This window comes from [Phormidium] sp. LEGE 05292 (assembly GCF_015207735.1).
Classification (GTDB): Bacteria; Cyanobacteriota; Cyanobacteriia; order Cyanobacteriales; family Aerosakkonemataceae; genus Floridanema.
In genome coordinates this window covers 12,467-30,143 of the sequence record NZ_JADEWG010000030.1, presented here as the reverse complement: position 1 = coordinate 30,143, position 17,677 = coordinate 12,467, and the positions used below count along the sequence as shown (strand labels likewise).

General features: G+C 42.8%; 15 protein-coding genes. 7 read left to right on the top strand and 8 right to left on the bottom strand.

Annotated features, from left to right (window positions below):
• The first annotated feature begins 353 nt into the window (after window positions 1–353).
• From IQ264_RS11355 to IQ264_RS11335, 5 genes are all read left to right on the top strand, one after another.
• Window positions 354–689, top strand: coding sequence for an STAS domain-containing protein (locus tag IQ264_RS11355; protein ID WP_193980888.1), 336 nt, complete (start codon window positions 354–356; stop codon window positions 687–689).
• Between the two features lie 608 nt (window positions 690–1,297).
• Window positions 1,298–4,012 carry a TIGR03960 family B12-binding radical SAM protein gene (locus tag IQ264_RS11350; protein WP_193980887.1) on the top strand — a complete coding sequence of 905 codons (2,715 nt, stop codon included), beginning with the start codon at window positions 1,298–1,300 and terminating at the stop codon, window positions 4,010–4,012.
• Between the two features lie 461 nt (window positions 4,013–4,473).
• Window positions 4,474–4,611 carry a hypothetical protein gene (locus tag IQ264_RS11345; protein ID WP_193980886.1) on the top strand — a complete coding sequence of 46 codons (138 nt, stop codon included), beginning with the start codon at window positions 4,474–4,476 and terminating at the stop codon, window positions 4,609–4,611.
• Between the two features lie 348 nt (window positions 4,612–4,959).
• Window positions 4,960–7,230 carry an Rne/Rng family ribonuclease gene (locus IQ264_RS11340; protein WP_193980885.1) on the top strand — a complete coding sequence of 757 codons (2,271 nt, stop codon included), beginning with the start codon at window positions 4,960–4,962 and terminating at the stop codon, window positions 7,228–7,230.
• 97 nt (window positions 7,231–7,327) lie between these two features.
• Window positions 7,328–7,930 carry a ribonuclease HII gene (locus tag IQ264_RS11335; protein WP_193980884.1) on the top strand — a complete coding sequence of 201 codons (603 nt, stop codon included), beginning with the start codon at window positions 7,328–7,330 and terminating at the stop codon, window positions 7,928–7,930.
• A gap of 158 nt (window positions 7,931–8,088) precedes the next feature.
• Here IQ264_RS11335 and IQ264_RS11330 read toward each other — a convergent pair whose 3' ends face one another.
• Window positions 8,089–8,664: a DUF1997 domain-containing protein gene (locus IQ264_RS11330; RefSeq protein WP_193980883.1), complete on the bottom strand. Its 576-nt coding sequence runs from the start codon at window positions 8,662–8,664 to the stop codon at window positions 8,089–8,091.
• Window positions 8,665–8,927: 263 nt separating this feature from the next.
• On the opposite strand from IQ264_RS11330, the gene pheA reads away from it, so the two are divergent.
• Window positions 8,928–9,824 carry a prephenate dehydratase gene (pheA, locus tag IQ264_RS11325; RefSeq protein ID WP_193980882.1) on the top strand — a complete coding sequence of 299 codons (897 nt, stop codon included), beginning with the start codon at window positions 8,928–8,930 and terminating at the stop codon, window positions 9,822–9,824.
• A 47-nt stretch (window positions 9,825–9,871) separates the two neighbouring features.
• Window positions 9,872–11,275 (top strand): hypothetical protein, encoded by a 1,404-nt coding sequence (locus tag IQ264_RS11320; RefSeq protein ID WP_228061458.1) that lies wholly within the window; start codon window positions 9,872–9,874, stop codon window positions 11,273–11,275.
• 178 nt (window positions 11,276–11,453) lie between these two features.
• On the opposite strand, the gene IQ264_RS11315 is transcribed toward IQ264_RS11320, so the two are convergent.
• From IQ264_RS11315 to IQ264_RS11285, 7 genes are all read right to left on the bottom strand, one after another.
• Window positions 11,454–12,095, bottom strand: coding sequence for an LON peptidase substrate-binding domain-containing protein (locus IQ264_RS11315; RefSeq protein WP_193980881.1), 642 nt, complete (start codon window positions 12,093–12,095; stop codon window positions 11,454–11,456).
• A gap of 154 nt (window positions 12,096–12,249) precedes the next feature.
• Window positions 12,250–12,558, bottom strand: coding sequence for a 30S ribosomal protein S10 (gene rpsJ, locus IQ264_RS11310; protein ID WP_218616944.1), 309 nt, complete (start codon window positions 12,556–12,558; stop codon window positions 12,250–12,252).
• A gap of 248 nt (window positions 12,559–12,806) precedes the next feature.
• Window positions 12,807–14,036, bottom strand: coding sequence for an elongation factor Tu (gene tuf, locus IQ264_RS11305; RefSeq protein WP_193980880.1), 1,230 nt, complete (start codon window positions 14,034–14,036; stop codon window positions 12,807–12,809).
• Between the two features lie 24 nt (window positions 14,037–14,060).
• Window positions 14,061–16,139, bottom strand: coding sequence for an elongation factor G (gene fusA / locus IQ264_RS11300; RefSeq protein WP_193980879.1), 2,079 nt, complete (start codon window positions 16,137–16,139; stop codon window positions 14,061–14,063).
• Window positions 16,140–16,231: 92 nt separating this feature from the next.
• Window positions 16,232–16,702, bottom strand: coding sequence for a 30S ribosomal protein S7 (gene rpsG / locus IQ264_RS11295; protein WP_193980878.1), 471 nt, complete (start codon window positions 16,700–16,702; stop codon window positions 16,232–16,234).
• Window positions 16,703–16,887: 185 nt separating this feature from the next.
• A complete protein-coding gene (gene rpsL, locus IQ264_RS11290; RefSeq protein ID WP_193980877.1) occupies window positions 16,888–17,274 on the bottom strand; it encodes a 30S ribosomal protein S12 in 387 nt (128 codons plus the stop codon).
• Between the two features lie 55 nt (window positions 17,275–17,329).
• Window positions 17,330–17,674 (bottom strand): HesB/IscA family protein, encoded by a 345-nt coding sequence (locus IQ264_RS11285; RefSeq protein ID WP_193980876.1) that lies wholly within the window; start codon window positions 17,672–17,674, stop codon window positions 17,330–17,332.
• Window positions 17,675–17,677: the final 3 nt, after the last annotated feature.

Sequence of the window (17,677 nt, the reverse complement as noted above, 5' to 3'; positions counted from 1 at the left end):
AGATATTGTGCATCTATAACTTTGCAATCGATCTAATTCAGAATAAAGCTTAGCGATCGTGTAGGCAAGAATAGTTCTTGTCTATCCGTTTGGCATTAGTTGACTCAAGTCATCAATGTTTAAACAGACACTATATTCGCTTAATTTTTCACTAATCCGGAAAATTTTAGAACATTTTCCGTATCTTTACATACTTTACCACCACATTATCTTGTTAGAATCTTTAAAAATGTTGTAATTTAAGTAAAGTTTCTGTAAAAATACGGATATTACCTGTTCAATATCCGGCATCAGGTTATAACCTCTAATACATGGAATGGCATAAGTAATTTTTGTGATAACAGGATTGAATCATGCAAACTTTAGCAGTTATTTCGCCAATCACCGTTGTTCAACCCCAAGGACATCTTAATGCCGCTAATGCAGCTGAGTTTCGCAGTAAACTAACAGCAGCAGTTACCGCTAATCCTAACGCTGTTGTGTTAGTTGACATGAAACAGCTGGATTCTATGGATAGTGCTGGATTAATGACTTTAGTTTCTGCTCTTAAACTAGCGCAGGGTCAGAACCAAAGATTTAGCCTTTGCTGCCTTTCCCCATCTATTCGGATTATTTTTGAATTGACACAGTTAAATAAAGTATTCGAGATATTTGAAACTAGAAGTGCTTTTGAAGCCACGTTGCAGTAGCTTCTCAGAGCAATGATGTTTCTTAGAGTTAGTTAGTTGGGTTCACTATCAAATACCGTAGTTAATATGGTATTTCAAGCTTGTGGAGAAACTGTAAGACAAGCTCACGCAATTCTGCTAAAAAGCAGGTTTCTGTGAAGCAAAAATTTATGGCTATACCGTCAGCTTAACGGTCAGAATGCCAACCAAGACACTTCAGAACTTACCGACTCCCGCAAGTTTTAAGTAACAGGCGATAAAAAATCGTTAAACAGCTTATTATTTAGGCTTTTCGACTTTTACTAGTATTTTCATTGTGCCGAATCTGCTTGTTCCCTTAGGGAGAAAGCAGGTTTTTGGCATGAATTATAGCAGAAGGCAGAAGGGAAAAGTCGTAAAAGTGAGGACTCTAGCCCTTCATCTTGGCTTAACCGCCCTGATGGTTGCTATACCATAAATTACAAAAATATAGTGTGAAAGCCCTGTCTCTTCTGAGCAAGGATGAAACGCAGCCGTAGGCTAAAGGCTGCCAGTCTTATTTGACTTTACTGCGGAGAGTGTCAAGATGAATAATAGATAAAGTTAGATTATAAAGCCTCCCGATCCGTCTTCAGACAAGGATAGTGCCTGTGGCAGTAGCAGTAGAAGAGTTGCTCACACTAGATATTTTGAAGCCTGCGCGTTATTTAGGGAATGAGTTAGGCGCGGTGCATAAGCCTTGGGAGAAGGCGAAAGTGCGCTGGGTGTTGACTTATCCAGAAGTTTACGAAGTAGGAGCTTCTAATTTAGGGCATATTATTCTGTACAACATTTTGAATCAGCAGCCCCGTCAGTTATGCGATCGCGCTTACTTACCTGGAACCGACTTAGCGGCTAAACTACGCGCAACGAACACACCTTTATTTGCTGTTGAGTCACGTCAACCGTTGAAAGAGTTCGATATTTTGGGCTTTAGTCTCAGTTATGAACTGGGAGCCACAAATATATTAGAAATGCTTGATTTAGCTGGAATTCCCTTGACTTGGAAAGAACGAAGTGAGAATGATGATTTTCAACACCCGTTGATTTTTGCTGGGGGACAAACGGCGACTTCTAACCCGGAACCTTACGCGGAATTTTTGGACTTTATTGCTTTGGGTGATGGGGAAGAACTGTTACCGGAAATTGGTTTGGTGATTGAAGAGGGTAAGGCGCAAGGGTTAAGTCGAACTGAATTATTGTTAGATTTAGCCCAAGTTCCGGGAGTTTACGTGCCTCAGTTTTATGATATGGCGGCTGATGGCTCGGTTCATCCTAATCGCCTGGATTGTCCCAAAAGAATTTTACGTCGGGTAGCGACTCCGATTCCAGCTTATTCGATCGGCTTAGTTCCTTTTGTGGAAACGGTACACGATCGCTTGACAATAGAGATTCGTCGTGGTTGTACCAGGGGATGTCGTTTCTGTCAACCGGGAATGTTGACTCGTCCAGCTAGAGATGTGGAACCAGAACAGGTAATCGAAGCAATCTCTGAAGGAATGCGGGCGACTGGTTACAATGAATTTTCTTTGCTCTCTCTTTCCTGTTCTGACTATTTGGCTTTACCCGCTGTTGGGGTGGAAGTGAGAAACCGCTTGAAAAATGAAAATATTTCGCTCTCTCTACCTAGTCAAAGGGTCGATCGCTTCGATGAAAATATTGCCAACATTATCGGCGGAACGAGACAAAGTGGAATTACCTTTGCGCCGGAAGCTGGTACGCAGCGAATGCGGGACATCATTAATAAAGGTTTGACTAATGAAGAACTACTGCGAGGAGTAAAAACTGCCTACGAACAAGGATGGGATAAAATAAAGTTATACTTCATGATTGGTTTGCCTGGGGAAACCGATGCAGATGTTTTAGGAATTGCGGAAACTGTTCGCTGGTTACAGCAGCAATGCCGGATTAAAGGTAGAAGGCAAATTAATTTCACTCTGACGATTTCCAACTTTACGCCGAAACCTCACACACCTTTTCAATGGCATTCTGTTTCCACAGCAGAATTTAAACGGAAACAGGGACTTTTGCGATCGGAGTTTCGCGCGATGAAAGGAGTAAAAGCTAATTTTACTGACGTGCGAATTTCCGCGATGGAAGACTTTTTGGGGAGAGGCGATCGCCGTTTGTCGTCTGTGCTCCGTCGTGCTTGGGAATTGGGTGCAGGGATGGATTCCTGGTTTGACAGCTTGGAAAAAGCTTATGCTGCTTGGGGAGATGCGATCGCTCAATCTGATTTAACCTGGAAATATCGTCTGGTAGAACAAGGCGAATGGAACCTAGTAGGGGCTGGTTTAGCAGATAATCTTTGTAGGCCAGAGGCCATTTCCGGGCAAAATTCGCCCCTACAGAAAACAGCGGAAGAACTATTAGATCAACCCCTACCTTGGGATCATATCGATACCGGAATCGATAAGAATTGGCTCAAAACCGACTTGGCAAAAGCCTTAGAAGCGGCGACAGTTCCAGATTGCTCTTTTGAAGGTTGTTCCCATTGTGGGGTTTGTGGCACCGATTTTGGGCATAACATAGTAGTATCACCTCCAGCAATTCCCGAATTTGTTGGTGAGTTTGTTCCTAACCAACACAAAGCCCAGCGGTTGCGAGTTTGGTTTGGTAAACGCGGTGATATGGCTTTAGTGAGCCATTTGGATTTAGTTCGGTTGTTCGATCGCGCAGTTAGGCGTGCAGCGATTCCAGTCACTTTTACTGGTGGTTTTCATCCTAGTCCGCGAATTTCGATCGCCAATGCTTTATCTTTGGGAAGCACAAGCGAAGGTGAAATCGTAGATTTTGAGTTGACTGAGGTGATGGAAGTAGCGAGTTTCCAAGCCAAGTTAGCTGAAGCACTGCCAGAAAATATTCCGATTTATCATGTTGAGGAGGTGGATTTAAAAACGCCAGCTGTCTCCGTACTGTTAGAAAAAGCCGAGTATGTGTTAACGGTAGGGGCAAGTTTAGCAGACAACCAGAATGTCCTACAGACAAGTTCTGAACAAAACCCGCCCCTACCAGTAAATTCGCCTGCACAGTGGAGCAAGTGGATAGCAGCGGTACAGAATAGCGATCGAATTCCTATGGAGCATACTACTAAGTCAGGGAAAAAGGTAGAAGTAAATTTGCGCGATCGCTTGTTAGAATTAGAACTTGTCTTCGCCGAAACCGAAAATCAGCAACAGGCAACGATCCGCTATCTAGGTAGTTGCCGGAATGATGGGAACTTGTTGCGCCCGGAACACATCGTTTATATGCTAGAACAAGTAACAAGAGTAGAGTTTCAACTACTTCACGCTCACCGGACTCAGCTAATCCTACAACCAGCGTAGGCTTCAGAATTTCCCAAAACAATAATTTTTGCTTATTAAAACAGCAGCAAAAAGTATACCTGCCTGGTCAATGGATGAAATTACCTAGTTTAGATGTGATAAGATGCGATTTAGAGTTAAGCAAAAATAAGAAACCAAAGGTTTCTTCGTAACTATTTCCTTGTGATTAACTCTAAAACGAAATTTACCGAGTTTTGTGTGCCAGTTAAGCACTACAAAATCGCATTTAATGCTAGGGGTTATAGTTTCGCCCCCTAATACCTTCTCCATGTTTCTATTGATAGGAAAAAGGAGGGGAAATTAGGTATAAACCTGATACTTACAGTCTTGGTAGACAAAATTTCATCTACCTTATTAAGGTTGAGGTAAAAGCCAGGTGAAAATAGGGGGATTTAACATCATCAATCCGCAAAGCGCACTCCGCGCCGCTACCGCTAACAAACCAAAAAACTTGGTTAGATATGCCTTTAATTAATTTGCACCAAGCACCCCAAAAGAAAAAACCTAGATTTTGCCAAAATGCTTTCTACAACAAGCTATCTAAGGCATTAATGGAAAAAGTCAATTTTGGTAAACCGATTTACGAAGTTAAGTTCTAAGAGCGATTAGTGCTGGTGTACAAGCTACGCGATACGTGCTAGGCACAGACTACGCGAGCGAAATTACAAATTAATTGCAGTAAGGAAGTTGAGTGAAATATCCTATCATCTCTATCTCTGAGTTATTAGCAACCAACAATATTTTCTGAAAATTGATGTTAGTTTCCATCACTAGATTCAGAAATTCTGGGATTATTACTACTTGCTTCAAAAAGCAGATTTTTCAAACCATTGTCACCAAAAAGAAAGCCAAATAATGATTTTGATTTTGATTTTTGATTGCTGATTTTTTTAAATCCAAAATCCAAAATCCAAAATCTAAAATCTAAAATCTAAAGAGGTATTTGAATGCCAAAACAAATCATCATAGCTGAACAACATCGCATTGCTGCCGTATTTTCTGAAGATCAAATTCAAGAATTAGTTGTTGCTACTGGAAATCACCAAGTAGGAGATATTTACCTTGGTGTAGTGGAAAATGTTTTACCTGGGATTGATGCTGCCTTTGTCAATATAGGAGATCCAGAACGCAACGGGTTTATTCACGTTTCTGACTTAGGCCCATTAAGATTAAAACGGACAGCAGGAGCAATTACCGAACTGTTAGCGCCACAACAAAAAGTCTTAGTCCAAGTAATGAAAGAGCCGACAGGGAATAAAGGCCCTCGACTCACTGGTAATATTACATTGCCCGGTCGTTATTTAGTATTAATGCCCTTTGGAAGAGGCGTAAATTTATCAAGGCGGATTAAAAGTGAAAGTGAGCGCAATCGCCTGAGAGCTTTAGCGATTTTACTAAAACCACCAGGAATGGGTTTACTGGTAAGAACGGAAGCAGAAAACAAGCCCGAAGAAGCGATTATCGAAGATTTAGAATCGCTGCAAAAACAATGGGAAGCGATTCAACAAGAAGTAATTTCTAGCCGTGCTCCAGCTTTATTAAATCGGGATGATGACTTCGTGCAGCGCGTTTTACGCGATATGTATAGCGAAGATGTAAATCGGATTGTGGTAGATTCTCACACCGGAGTGAAGCGAGTTAAGCAACATTTGATCAACTGGAGTGCAGGTAAGACACCACAGGGGGTTTTAATCGATCATCATCGCGATCGCTTACCCATACTAGACTACTTCCGGGTGAATGCCGCCATTAGGGAAGCCCTAAAACCTAGAGTAGACTTGCCTTCTGGTGGATACATTATCATCGAACCCACAGAAGCACTAACGGTAATAGACGTTAACTCTGGCTCTTTCACTCGTTCCGCAACAGCTAGAGAAACCGTGTTGTGGACAAACTGCGAAGCCGCTACCGAAATCGCCCGTCAATTGAAATTGCGGAATCTTGCTGGCGTAATCATCGTTGACTTTATCGACATGGACTCCAGACGCGATCAGCTACAAGTGCTAGAGCACTTTAACAAAGCCTTAAAAGCAGATAAAGCTAGACCCCAAATTGCCCAACTCTCCGAACTCGGCTTAGTGGAACTGACTCGCAAACGCCAAGGTCAAAATATTTATGAATTATTTGGTCGTCCTTGTCCGACTTGTGGTGGTAATGGGCATACCGTTCACTTACCTGGGGAAAATCTAGGTAGAGAACGGGAAAGTTATGACACAGAAGCCAGAAAATGGACAGACACAGGTAGTGAAGAAGTCGTCTCACCACGTCGCATTAGCATTCCATCTGCCACAGGAATTGGCGAATCTAGAGATAGAGAACGCTTGCCAGAAAGAGAAAGCCCAGCATCATCATTTAGGGATTATCCAACAGTCGAACCAACTCGCCCACCTGTAAAGGAAATTAAGAATGTACCTTTATGGGAAGATAAAGGTTACACAGAGGATTTTGACTCTAATTCAGATTATCCAGACGTGGATATGCTCAATCACCCCGACTTGAAAGATCGAGGCGGATTGAATAATGCTCGTCGTCGTCGTCGTCGTCGCCTGGGAGTTGGCGAAAGCGAGGATATGGGCAGAGGTATGACTGGTTCTCCCACCTCTTTTTCGGGAGCTAGTGAATCTGGTTGGGTGGCTGAGTCAGAAATGCCTACTCCTTCACCGAAAACCTTCCCTACCCAAATCTCGAAAAATCCTTCACTTTTACAAAAAGGAATTCGTCTAGATACTTCAGATCGTTACAATCGTCCGACGAAAGAAGTTACCCCTGCGGAAGTGATTTCTGTGGAAATGACACCAGAGGAACAAGAGGTTTATGCCTTAATGGGAATATCTCCTTTGCTGTTAATAGACCGAGAGGTTAAAAATCCGAAAACGGCAACGGTTGCTATTAAGTCACCAGGAGAAACAGATTCAGAATCTAGTGATAGCGCAAGGCGATCGCTAACAGAAAGTTACAAGAAAAATGATGTAACAACTGAAGTGGAAACAGCGGATGATGAACCGGAAAACTACCAGTTAGAACTGGATTTTTCTGATTCTGCGGCTGTTGAAGAACGGAAAATAGATTCTCCTGTATTGGCTAGGGAAGTTAATAAGGAAGAAGCTGAAATTACCGCTCCTGATAGTAGCGAGTCTGAAAGTGAAACTGGTGATAATGCGATGCGTCGTCGTCGCCGTCGTCGTTCCTCTTCTGTGGATGCTGATGGGGGAATGTAACAAGTTTAGATTTTAGATTTTCGATTGCCGATTTTCGATTTTAAAGAAGTTAAAAAATCTAAAATCTAAAATCTAAAATCTAAAATCTCATCACATTATGAAGGAATTACTCACTAGTAACTACTCATTATCAACTTTAGTTGCTGGAGTTGATGAGGTGGGAAGAGGCTGTTTATTTGGGCCAGTAGTAGCAGCAGCAGTAATCTTACCTGATGAGACGCTTTCGGAATTGAAGAGTTCGGGAATTAAAGACAGTAAACAGTTAACCAGCGTTGGTAGAAGAAAATTTGATTTAATGATTCGCCAAGTGGCGTTGGATTACCAAATTGGTTACTGTTCGGCTGGGGAAATTGACCGGATTAATATTTTTCAGGCTTCTTTGTTGGCAATGAAACGGGCTGTCACTAAATTGAAGTTACGCCCTAGTCTTTGTTTGGTGGATGGTAAATGGGCAATTCCTGATTTGGAAATACCTCAGCAGTCAATTATTAGGGGTGATGAGCAGGTTTTGGCGATCGCAGCTGCCAGCATTTTAGCTAAAGTATGGCGCGATGAACTGATCCTCCGTTTAGCTAAAAAATACCCAGAATACGGTTTAGAAGCCAACAAAGGCTACGGTACAGCCCGTCATCTTCTCGCTTTAAAAGAACATGGCCCATCCCGTCACCATCGCCGTTCTTTTCGTCCTTGTAGAGAGTAAGGGACTGGAGACTGGGGACTGGGAAAGTTTTGAGTTGTAGGCGCGGGTAAGCCAAAAAATTGTTGACTCACAGCAGAAGAATTAACAATAAAACCCGCCCTTACACAGTTTTGAGTTAGGGAGAGAGTTTTAAGTTTGAAATTTTTTCCCCTCTGCCTTTAATTGGCTGGCAAAACCCGAACTTCCCCAGAGATGTTGGCTTCGCTGCCTGTTTTCGCCCAGGTAGCGTAATCTAGCAGGAGTTGTTGCATTAAGCGATGTTTAATTGTTAGTAGTACGCTTTTGAGTAGTCCGTTACCAGTGGTTTCTAGTAGTGGTTTTGGAGTTAACCAAAAGGGTGGTGGTAATTCTACTTGGACTTGCAAATCTGCTTTGCCTTTGAGATAAGTAATGCCGTTAATTTGGTAAGGAGAAAGTCGCCCTTTCAAATTTAAGGCAAAGCGTTGGTTAATGTATTCTACACCTCGAATTTGACAAGCTACTGACTCTAAATGAACAGTGCCATCACTGTCTGCCCATACCCGCATATCTACTGTGGGCTGAATCGATAGGGTCATAAATGCCAGCGGGCGCATTTTTAGCCGAAAAACTTCTTCGCTTAACTGTTCAATCCGATTTACCTCAACTAAAGCCTGAACTAGACGTTTTGGTTGACGTAAATAGTGTTGAATGGGTATTGGTTGCTGGGGAACAGCGATTTCAACTGATTGAGAGGCATCAAATCGGGTGTGCATGAGAGGTTGGTAACAGAAGTTTGCGCTGTACTACTACTTACTTAATTGTACGTTACGGTTCTTAAAAGATCCGTGCAATTACTCGTAACTTAAATTTGCATTTCGGTAATGAAATTTAGCTTCTCATAGTAAACTGTTGTGCGACTATGTATGTTTACCATTACAAAAGTTTACGAACTATTCCTCTCTAAAATGGTCTAAGCCAGAGGATAGAATCTGATTGAAATGCTGAGAAACGTTAAAAAACTGAGATTTACCGCTTTATGAGTCTATCAATTGCACACTTGGGGCCAACTGGTACTTACGCAGAAGCAGCTGCTTTGGCTTATTCTCAATGGTTAACTCAAGAAACGGGTCAGCAATCATTTTTGTGTTCTTACCCTAGCATTGCCCAAACTCTTCAAGCTGTGGCGAATGGCGAGGCTTCTTTGGGTGTGGTGCCGATCGAGAATTCTCTCGAAGGTAGTGTCACAATGACAATGGATGCTTTGTGGCGATTGGATAATTTACAAATTCAACAGTCGTTAATTTTACCTATTGCTCATGCGTTGCTATCTTGTGCGGAAGATTTGACGTTAATTCGGACAATTTATTCTCATCCCCAAGCTTTAGCTCAATGTCAAGGGTGGATTGATAAGTTTTTACCTTCGGCGCAGTTAGTTCCTACTAATGCGACTACGGAAGCTTTACAGCATTTAGAACAGGATAAAACATCGGGTGCGATCGCTTCCCAACGTGCCGCTCAACTTTACAATTTACCAATTTTGGCTTGTCCAATTAATGATTATCCAGATAATCATACCAGGTTTTTGGTAGTAAGTTTAAATCCTTCTTCTAGTGGTAGTCATACTTCTTTAGCTTTTAGTGTACCCGCCAATGTACCAGGAGCTTTAGCCAAACTTTTACACATATTTGCTAGTCGTAATATTAATCTTAGCCGCATTGAATCTCGTCCGACTAAGCGATCGCTCGGTGAATATTTATTTTTTATTGATATTGAAGCTAATGCTAACGTTCCATCAATACAATCTGCTTTAACCGAATTAAAGTTACATACGGAAACTCTAAAGATTTTTGGTAGTTATCCAATTTTACCCATTAATTCAAATAATCAAGACAAAACAGAAAGGGACACTTTAAATGAAGAAACTTTTCAATGATTAACTCAGTCTTTTTCTGCATCCGTTAGTCTTGAAACAGGAAACAAATGATCGTTTTAGCTGCTCAAGGTATTCCCCAATTACCAGATTTAACCCAACCGAGTCAAATTATGCAATTTGGGAGTGAAATACTCCGTTTATTTTTGATTTTAATTGGTTTAGTTGGGGTGTTGGGGATGGCGATCGCTCTTTTAAGTTTTTCCCTCTTCTCCTTACGAAAAGATGCACCAGAACCAGGAATTTTTATTGGCGAATGGGTAGTTCGTTACTCTGCATTACTGCGAGGTTTACAACACACTGCTTTAGTTTTAATTATATTAATAGTAGGCTTTTTTCTTTGTACAACTTTAGCAAATCGTTATCATTTTTGGGAACAAGCCAGAGTAACTCAAGTAGCAGAAAGTGTAGCCGGAGATCGATTAGAACAAACAGCACCTCAAGTACGCTACACAATTCAAGAACCATTAAGTTACAACAGGCAAGTAGGAAACAGAATAGTTAAAGTGGAGGAAAAAAGAACTGTGAACCGTTTATTAGCAATTAATGGTTCCCAAGTTCAAGTTAGTATTATGCAAGCTTCCGATCCGCAAAAGAACGATCGCAATATTTATTTAGTAGACTTTGCCGCAGAATATCAAGTAATAAATCGTCTCAAAGATACTGATAATTTTATTTTGGAAGTCCCGCCGCCTAACGGCTATTCTTTACTGCAAAACTTTAAAGTAGAACAAAACGGAACTCGATTAGAACCAACAAATCCGGGCGAATATACATTTCCCGTTCGCTTACCATCAAACACAGAAACTCGCTTTCGTGTCACCTACCAAGCCCAAGGAGCCTCACGTTGGGTTTACAATGCCAATGGGCAATTACTGTCTAATTTTCGGCTTTCTGTATTAGCAAACTTTCCCAATGCAGATTTTGCTAGTGGCGTTGTCCCTACCGAAGCAAAACCAGAGGGAAAAGGTACTCGTTTCACTTGGATTTTTGACGACAATGTTTCTGTTCTTAATCCCTTTGGCGTATTTACAGCTACAGGAACAATCCGCAATACAGGAATTCTCCCTCGCTTATTATTGCTAGCCCCAGCAATCTTTCTTTGGTGGCTTTTATTACTGTATTTTTCAATACCGATGAAATTAAAAGACGTAGCAATAACGGGAGGAATTTTCTTTGCTACGATTTTGGCTTTAACCTACCTCAGTCGAATCATAAATCCCCAGCTAGCTTGGACGATCGTTTCTCTCATCCTCTTAACTCTAGCCTGGGGACTGGGAAGAAACCTACGGACATCTCTAGCTGCCTTCATTTGTACTATTGCTGGGGCAGTTATACCAATTTTAGGATTATTAGTACCTTACAGTGGTTTAACTCTTAGCATAGCCGGATTACTTTCTGCGATTTGGTTAGCTGTCCTAAACTGGTATGGTTGGTATCCACGACAGCAGTGAGTTAATCAAACAAAGTAATACGACTTAGTTTTGAGTGTTGAATTATGAATTATGAGTTAAATTGTCTTTCTAACTCAAAACTCTGTAAGGGCGGGTTTTATAGATCATTTGTTAACGATCGAGCAATGATAATTGCTAAACCCGCCCCCACAAGTCAACACTTTCTCCCAGCCGTTGCTCATTCTTTTAGAGTATCTTTAAGTACAGTCCTAGCCGCTAGGTGATTGCGAGTAGAAGTAAGAATTTCTGCTTCCCGTTCTAATCTGGCGACAGTATCCTGCATTTCTAACAACATCTGTTGTTCTGCTGGTACACCGTAGAGGTTACTAGCAACCCAATAAGATAACTCTCTCGGTAGAGAGGGAATATCATCGGGTAATTCAATATTTTGTTCTGTAAGTTTGGCAGAAAGGCGCACTACATCCCGCAGTAATTGTTCGACATTTGCTGCTAAAGAGTTCAATTCTCTCTGCGGTGGTTGATCTTCAATCCATTCCACCAAACCAACTCGGTAGGGTTTTTCGCGAACGTATTCTAAAACCCGAAAACGTTGCTGCCCTAGAGTTAGTATTTTCATGCGGTCATCTGGTAATCTTTGGAAACGGACAATTTCCGCGCAGCAACCTACTGATGCTGGTTTACCAGATGGTTCCATTAGTAGTACCCCAAAACGGCGATCGCTATCTAGAATCGTATTCATCATGATTCGGTAGCGAAATTCAAAAATATGCAGAGGTAAAGGTCTACCGGGAAACAAAACTACTTCTGGTAGCGGGAATAAAGGAAGCTCTCGAACCGCTATCGAGGATGACGGTGGCATAATACAGAGGGTAATGGCGTTTCTTTACTTACTTTAACTGATCTAGATCACAAAAAATAAATAAATCAGCCTTTCAGAATCAATTCCAAAAGGCTTACTTAACTTTTCTACGGATAAAGAACCAGGTGTAATAAACACTTAAACTCTTTCTTCGTTAAAGTTTCACTTCAATATCCACACCCGCAGGCAAATCAAGTTTCATCAAAGCATCAATAGTCTTAGAAGAAGGCTGATAGATATCAATGATCCGGCGGTGAGTCCGAGTTTCAAAATGTTCTCTAGAATCCTTATCTACGTGAGGAGAACGCAAAACGCAATAAATTTTCTTGCGTGTTGGTAGCGGAATGGGGCCAATAGCTGTAGCTTGTGTCCGATTTGCGGTGTCTACAATCTTTTCACAAGAAGTGTCCAGTAGACGACGGTCAAATGCTTTAAGACGAATGCGAATTTTTTGCTGCTGAATAGTTGCCATTTTTAAGTTTTCTAGGTGCTAAGTATTTGTATGTTTTCCGGTTACACACTGTTATTTTTTTGTTTGTCGGTCAAGATTACCGGAAACTCTAAAAGTGTTAACCTTGCCAGTTTTTCACTAATTCACCGGATCTCATCATACACCCTGTCTACTTAGTTTTAACAGGATGACAAAGGAGCAGAAAAGAATTGTACCAAATTGGTAATACTTTTCTGCTCCTGGAGTAGTTTAAGAAGATACTACTTCACGATCTTGGAAACAACGCCTGCACCGATGGTACGACCACCTTCACGGATCGCAAAGCGCATTCCTTGCTCGATCGCGATCGGGTTAATCAACTCCACAGTCATTTTGATCCGGTCTCCCGGCATCACCATTTCTGCGGCGCTGCCATCATCTGCCGTAAAAGCTGTAATAGTTCCAGTTACGTCAGTTGTCCGCACGTAGAACTGAGGACGGTAGCCAGGGAAGAAAGGAGTTTTCCGACCACCCTCTTTTTCGGTAAGTACATATACTTCACCTTCAAATTGGGTGTGAGGAGTAATTGAACCGGGCTTAGCGATTACCATTCCCCGTTCAATGTCAGCCTTTTGAATCCCCCGAAGCAACAGACCTACGTTGTCACCAGCCATACCTTCATCCAAGGTCTTCTGGAACATTTCCACGCCAGTCACAGTAGTGCTGCGAGTATCTTTAATGCCAACCAATTCAACGGTTTCACCAATGCGAACCTTGCCCCGTTCAATCCGACCTGTAGCCACAGTACCACGACCAGTGATCGAGAATACGTCTTCTACAGCCATCAAGAACGGCTTATCAATATCCCGCTCTGGAGTAGGAATGTAGGCATCCACTTCAGCCATGAGTTTATGGATACAATCTACCCACTCATCTTCACCAGGCTGAGTTTTAGGAGCAGCAGTCATCTTGTCTAATGCTTTTAAAGCTGAACCTGCCACGATAGGAATATCGTCACCAGGGAAATCATAAGAACTGAGGAGTTCCCGAACTTCTAGTTCCACCAACTCTAACAGTTCTTCATCATCTACCATGTCTTTTTTATTCAAAAAGACGACGATATTGGGTACACCAACCTGCTTCGCTAACAGAATATGTTCCCGGGTTTGGGGCATTGGGCCATCCGCAGCGGATACAACCAGGATCGCACCATCCATTTGCGCCGCACCAGTGATCATATTTTTCACATAGTCAGCGTGTCCGGGGCAGTCTACGTGCGCGTAGTGACGGGTTGGAGTTTCGTACTCTACGTGAGCAGTATTAATGGTGATTCCCCGTGCTTTTTCTTCGGGTGCAGCATCAATATCAGCATAACCCTTAGCCTTAGCCGCGCCTAAAGCAGCTAAAGTCATGGTAATTGCTGCGGTTAAGGTAGTTTTGCCGTGGTCAACGTGACCGATCGTACCGATGTTAACGTGGGGTTTAGTCCTTTCAAACTTTGAGCGTGCCATGAATTTAGATCTTCCTTTTCCTAGTTATGCGTTCCCTTTGCTCTTGGCGATGATAGCTTCAGCCACGTTGCGCGGCACTTCTTCGTAGTGGCTAAATTCCATCGAGAATATGCCCCGACCTTGAGTTCTAGACCGGATATCCGTGGCATAGCCAAACATTTCTGCTAATGGCACCTTAGCGGTGACTTTAGCAAGTCCCTGTTCCGATCCCATCCCTTCGATTTGACCGCGACGGGAATTGAGATCTCCCATTACATCTCCCAAAAAGTTTTCGGGAACTTCAACCTCAACTTTCATCATAGGCTCCAACAGCACTGGTGAAGCTTTTCCAACAGCTGCTTTTAGTGCCATTGAGCCTGCGATTTTGAAGGCCATTTCATTCGAGTCTACGTCGTGGTATGAGCCATCGACCAAAGTCGCTTTCACGTCAATGAGTGGATATCCAGCTAATACGCCAGATTCACAGGTTTCTTTCATCCCTTGCTCGGCTGGGCCAATGTACTCTTTCGGTACTACGCCACCCACGATCTTTGATACAAATTCAAAGCCGCTACCGGGATCTCCTGGTTCTAGGTTGATCACTACGTGACCATACTGACCTTTACCACCACTTTGACGGATAAATTTGCCTTCAACTCGGTTGACGGCTTTGCGAATTGTTTCTCGGTAAGCTACTTGGGGCGCACCCACATTAGCTTCTACCTTGAATTCGCGTAACATCCTGTCAACCAGAATTTCCAAGTGAAGCTCACCCATCCCTGCAATTACGGTTTGGTTAGTTTCTTGGTCAATCCGCACGCGGAATGTCGGGTCTTCCTCGGACAGGGATTGCAGAGCTTTGGAGAGTTTCTCCATATCCTGTTTGGTTTTTGGTTCTACCGCAACCGAGATTACAGGCTCAGGAATGAACAGGGATTCCAGAATTACTGGTGAGCCTTCTTCGCAGATTGTATCGCCTGTAAAGGTATCTTTCAGACCTAGAACTGCGCCCAAATCACCTGCTCGCATTTCATCTACTTCAATGCGTTCATCTGCTTTGAGAATAATCAGACGAGATACGCGCTCTTTTTTCCCTTTAGTGGAGTTGTAGACGTAACTGCCTTTTTTCAAAACGCCTGAGTAGACGCGAATAAAGGTGAGACGACCATAAGGATCTGCCATGATTTTAAAGGCCAAAGCTGACAGTGGCTCTTCATCAGAAGCGCGTCTTTCAGTTTCGCTACCATCTGGGAGTTGTCCTTTAATTGCTGGAATATCCAGTGGTGAAGGCAGGTAATCCACTACTGCATCGAGCAATGGTTGGACACCTTTGTTTTTGAAGGCCGAACCGCAAAGCATGGGTACGATCGTGCCATCAATAGTTCCTTTTCTCAGCCCTTGGCGAATTTCCTGTTCGGTTAATTCTTCACCTTCCAGGTACTTCTCTGTCAGAGCATCATCGGTTTCTGCTACTGCTTCTACCAACTTCAGGCGAAACTCTTCAGCTTTGTCTTTGAGATCGGCAGGAATTTCTTCTTCTGCGATTTCTTTACCTTGATCGTCTTTATACATCAAGGCTTTCATTTTCACCAGGTCGATGATTCCTTTGAAGTCGCTTTCACTACCAATGGGCAGCTGAATGGGAACGGCATTTGCCCTCATGCGATCGCGGATTTGCTCGTAAACTTTGTAGAAGTTAGCCCCAGTCCGATCCATTTTGTTGACAAAAGCAAACCGCGGCACTTTATACCTGTCTGCCTGCCGCCATACGGTTTCAGATTGAGGCTGTACACCTCCCACCGAGCAAAATACGGCTATCACTCCATCCAAGACTCTCATGGAGCGTTCGACTTCGATCGTAAAGTCTACGTGACCCGGTGTATCGATAATGTTGATTTTGTGGTCTTTCCAGCTAGTGCTGATAGCGGCAGCAGTAATGGTAATTCCTCGCTCCCGCTCTTGCTCCATCCAGTCTGTTACCGTCGTTCCTTCATGGACTTCCCCAATCTTATGAACGATACCGGAATAGAACAGGATTCTTTCTGTAGTTGTTGTCTTGCCTGCATCAATATGGGCTGCAATACCTATATTGCGTGTTTTTTCAAGCGGGACGGTACGTGCCACGGCTACCTCCTTGGTTATTGCCGTAGATAAATTTTCTTTACTCTCTGTTAAGATTCTATACTTTTTTGTGGCGAAGCCACCAATTTTGGGAGTTAGTAGCGATAGTGAGCAAATGCCTTATTCGCTTCTGCCATCCGGTGCGTTTCTTCACGCTTCCGAATCGCACTTCCCGTTTCATTAGCCGCATCCATCAACTCCTGAGCTAATCTATTAGCCATTGAGCGGCCTGTTCTAGCACGGGAAAATTGGATTAACCAACGTAGTGCTAAAGTTGCACCTCTGTCTGAGCGCACTTCCATTGGTACTTGGTATGTAGCACCACCAACACGGCGAGCTTTTACCTCTACCAAAGGCGTAGCATTTTTTACTGCTCTCTCAAAGGTTTCTAAAGGATCTGAACCAGTCCTTTCTTCAATGATTTTGAAAGCATCGTAAACAATGCCTGAAGCAACAGATTTTTTACCACTCTTCATTACCCGCCGTACCATCATACTGACTAAGCGGCTGTTATATACAGGATCTGGTGGTACGGGACGTTTTTGAACAACAGAACGACGAGACATAATAAGCCTTCAACATGGACTTTAAAGATTTGGCTTAAGGCATAAAATTAAGCCATTGGTCATCAAAATTATTTCTCGTGAAACTAACTTTTGTAATTTTCCCAAGGCTTTGGCTGGGCGCTTTTCCTACTTTATGCCCTAACTTGATTCCGCAATACCCTTAAGAATGGGAATTTATATCTTAATTATTTGGCAGCAGCAGCTTTGGGACGCTTAGTACCATACTTGGAACGTCCCTGCTTGCGGTCTTTGACACCAGCAGTATCTAGAGTACCGCGAATAATGTGATACCTTACCCCAGGTAAATCTTTTACCCGACCACCCCGAATCATCACAACGGAGTGTTCTTGCAAATTATGTCCAATGCCTGGAATGTATGCTGTTACCTCAAATCCAGAGGTAAGTCTGACTCTAGCCACTTTGCGAAGTGCCGAGTTGGGTTTTTTCGGAGTGGTTGTATATACTCTAGTGCAAACACCGCGTCGCTGAGGGCAACTCTTCAACGCTGGCGACTTTGTTTTCTTACGCGCTTTTTGGCGTTCATCACGAATTAATTGTTGAATTGTGGGCATGACCTCTAGGGTACTGTCTTGGCTGTTTGGAATAAATCACAAATATTTATTATATCTATTTGAGTGGATTTGTGTCAATTACAGAAAACGAATTCCCGCAACCGCAACTAGAACTGGCGTTAGGGTTATGAAAACGAAAACCTCCACCCATCAAGTCCTCAGTATAGTCTAGGGTGAGGCCATTAATATATTCTAAAGTCTTTTCTTCTACTACGATTTTTATACCGTAACACTCATAAACTTGGTCTTGAGATGCGATCGCTCGCTCGATCTCCACTGTGTAATATATCCCAGCGCAGCCTCCAGGCTGAACACCTAGACGGAACAAAGAGTTTGGTTGTTTTTGTTTAGCCATTAGTCGCTTGACTTCGCTGGCGGCTGCTTTACTGAGATTAATCATTGC

Bases quoted from the DNA above. Each gene is read 5' to 3' on its own strand.
- rpsL (WP_193980877.1), bottom strand. From the start codon at position 17,274: ATGCCCACAATTCAACAATTAATTCGTGATGAACGCCAAAAAGCGCGT.
- IQ264_RS11315 (WP_193980881.1), bottom strand. From the start codon at position 12,095: ATGCCACCGTCATCCTCGATAGCGGTTCGAGAGCTTCCTTTATTCCCG.
- IQ264_RS11345 (WP_193980886.1), top strand. From the start codon at position 4,474: ATGCCTTTAATTAATTTGCACCAAGCACCCCAAAAGAAAAAACCTAGA.
- tuf (WP_193980880.1), bottom strand. From the start codon at position 14,036: ATGGCACGCTCAAAGTTTGAAAGGACTAAACCCCACGTTAACATCGGT.
- IQ264_RS11340 (WP_193980885.1), top strand. From the start codon at position 4,960: ATGCCAAAACAAATCATCATAGCTGAACAACATCGCATTGCTGCCGTA.
- pheA (WP_193980882.1), top strand. From the start codon at position 8,928: ATGAGTCTATCAATTGCACACTTGGGGCCAACTGGTACTTACGCAGAA.
- IQ264_RS11335 (WP_193980884.1), top strand. From the start codon at position 7,328: ATGAAGGAATTACTCACTAGTAACTACTCATTATCAACTTTAGTTGCT.
- IQ264_RS11320 (WP_228061458.1), top strand. From the start codon at position 9,872: ATGATCGTTTTAGCTGCTCAAGGTATTCCCCAATTACCAGATTTAACC.
- IQ264_RS11330 (WP_193980883.1), bottom strand. From the start codon at position 8,664: ATGCACACCCGATTTGATGCCTCTCAATCAGTTGAAATCGCTGTTCCC.
- IQ264_RS11355 (WP_193980888.1), top strand. From the start codon at position 354: ATGCAAACTTTAGCAGTTATTTCGCCAATCACCGTTGTTCAACCCCAA.
- IQ264_RS11285 (WP_193980876.1), bottom strand. From the start codon at position 17,674: ATGATTAATCTCAGTAAAGCAGCCGCCAGCGAAGTCAAGCGACTAATG.
- rpsG (WP_193980878.1), bottom strand. From the start codon at position 16,702: ATGTCTCGTCGTTCTGTTGTTCAAAAACGTCCCGTACCACCAGATCCT.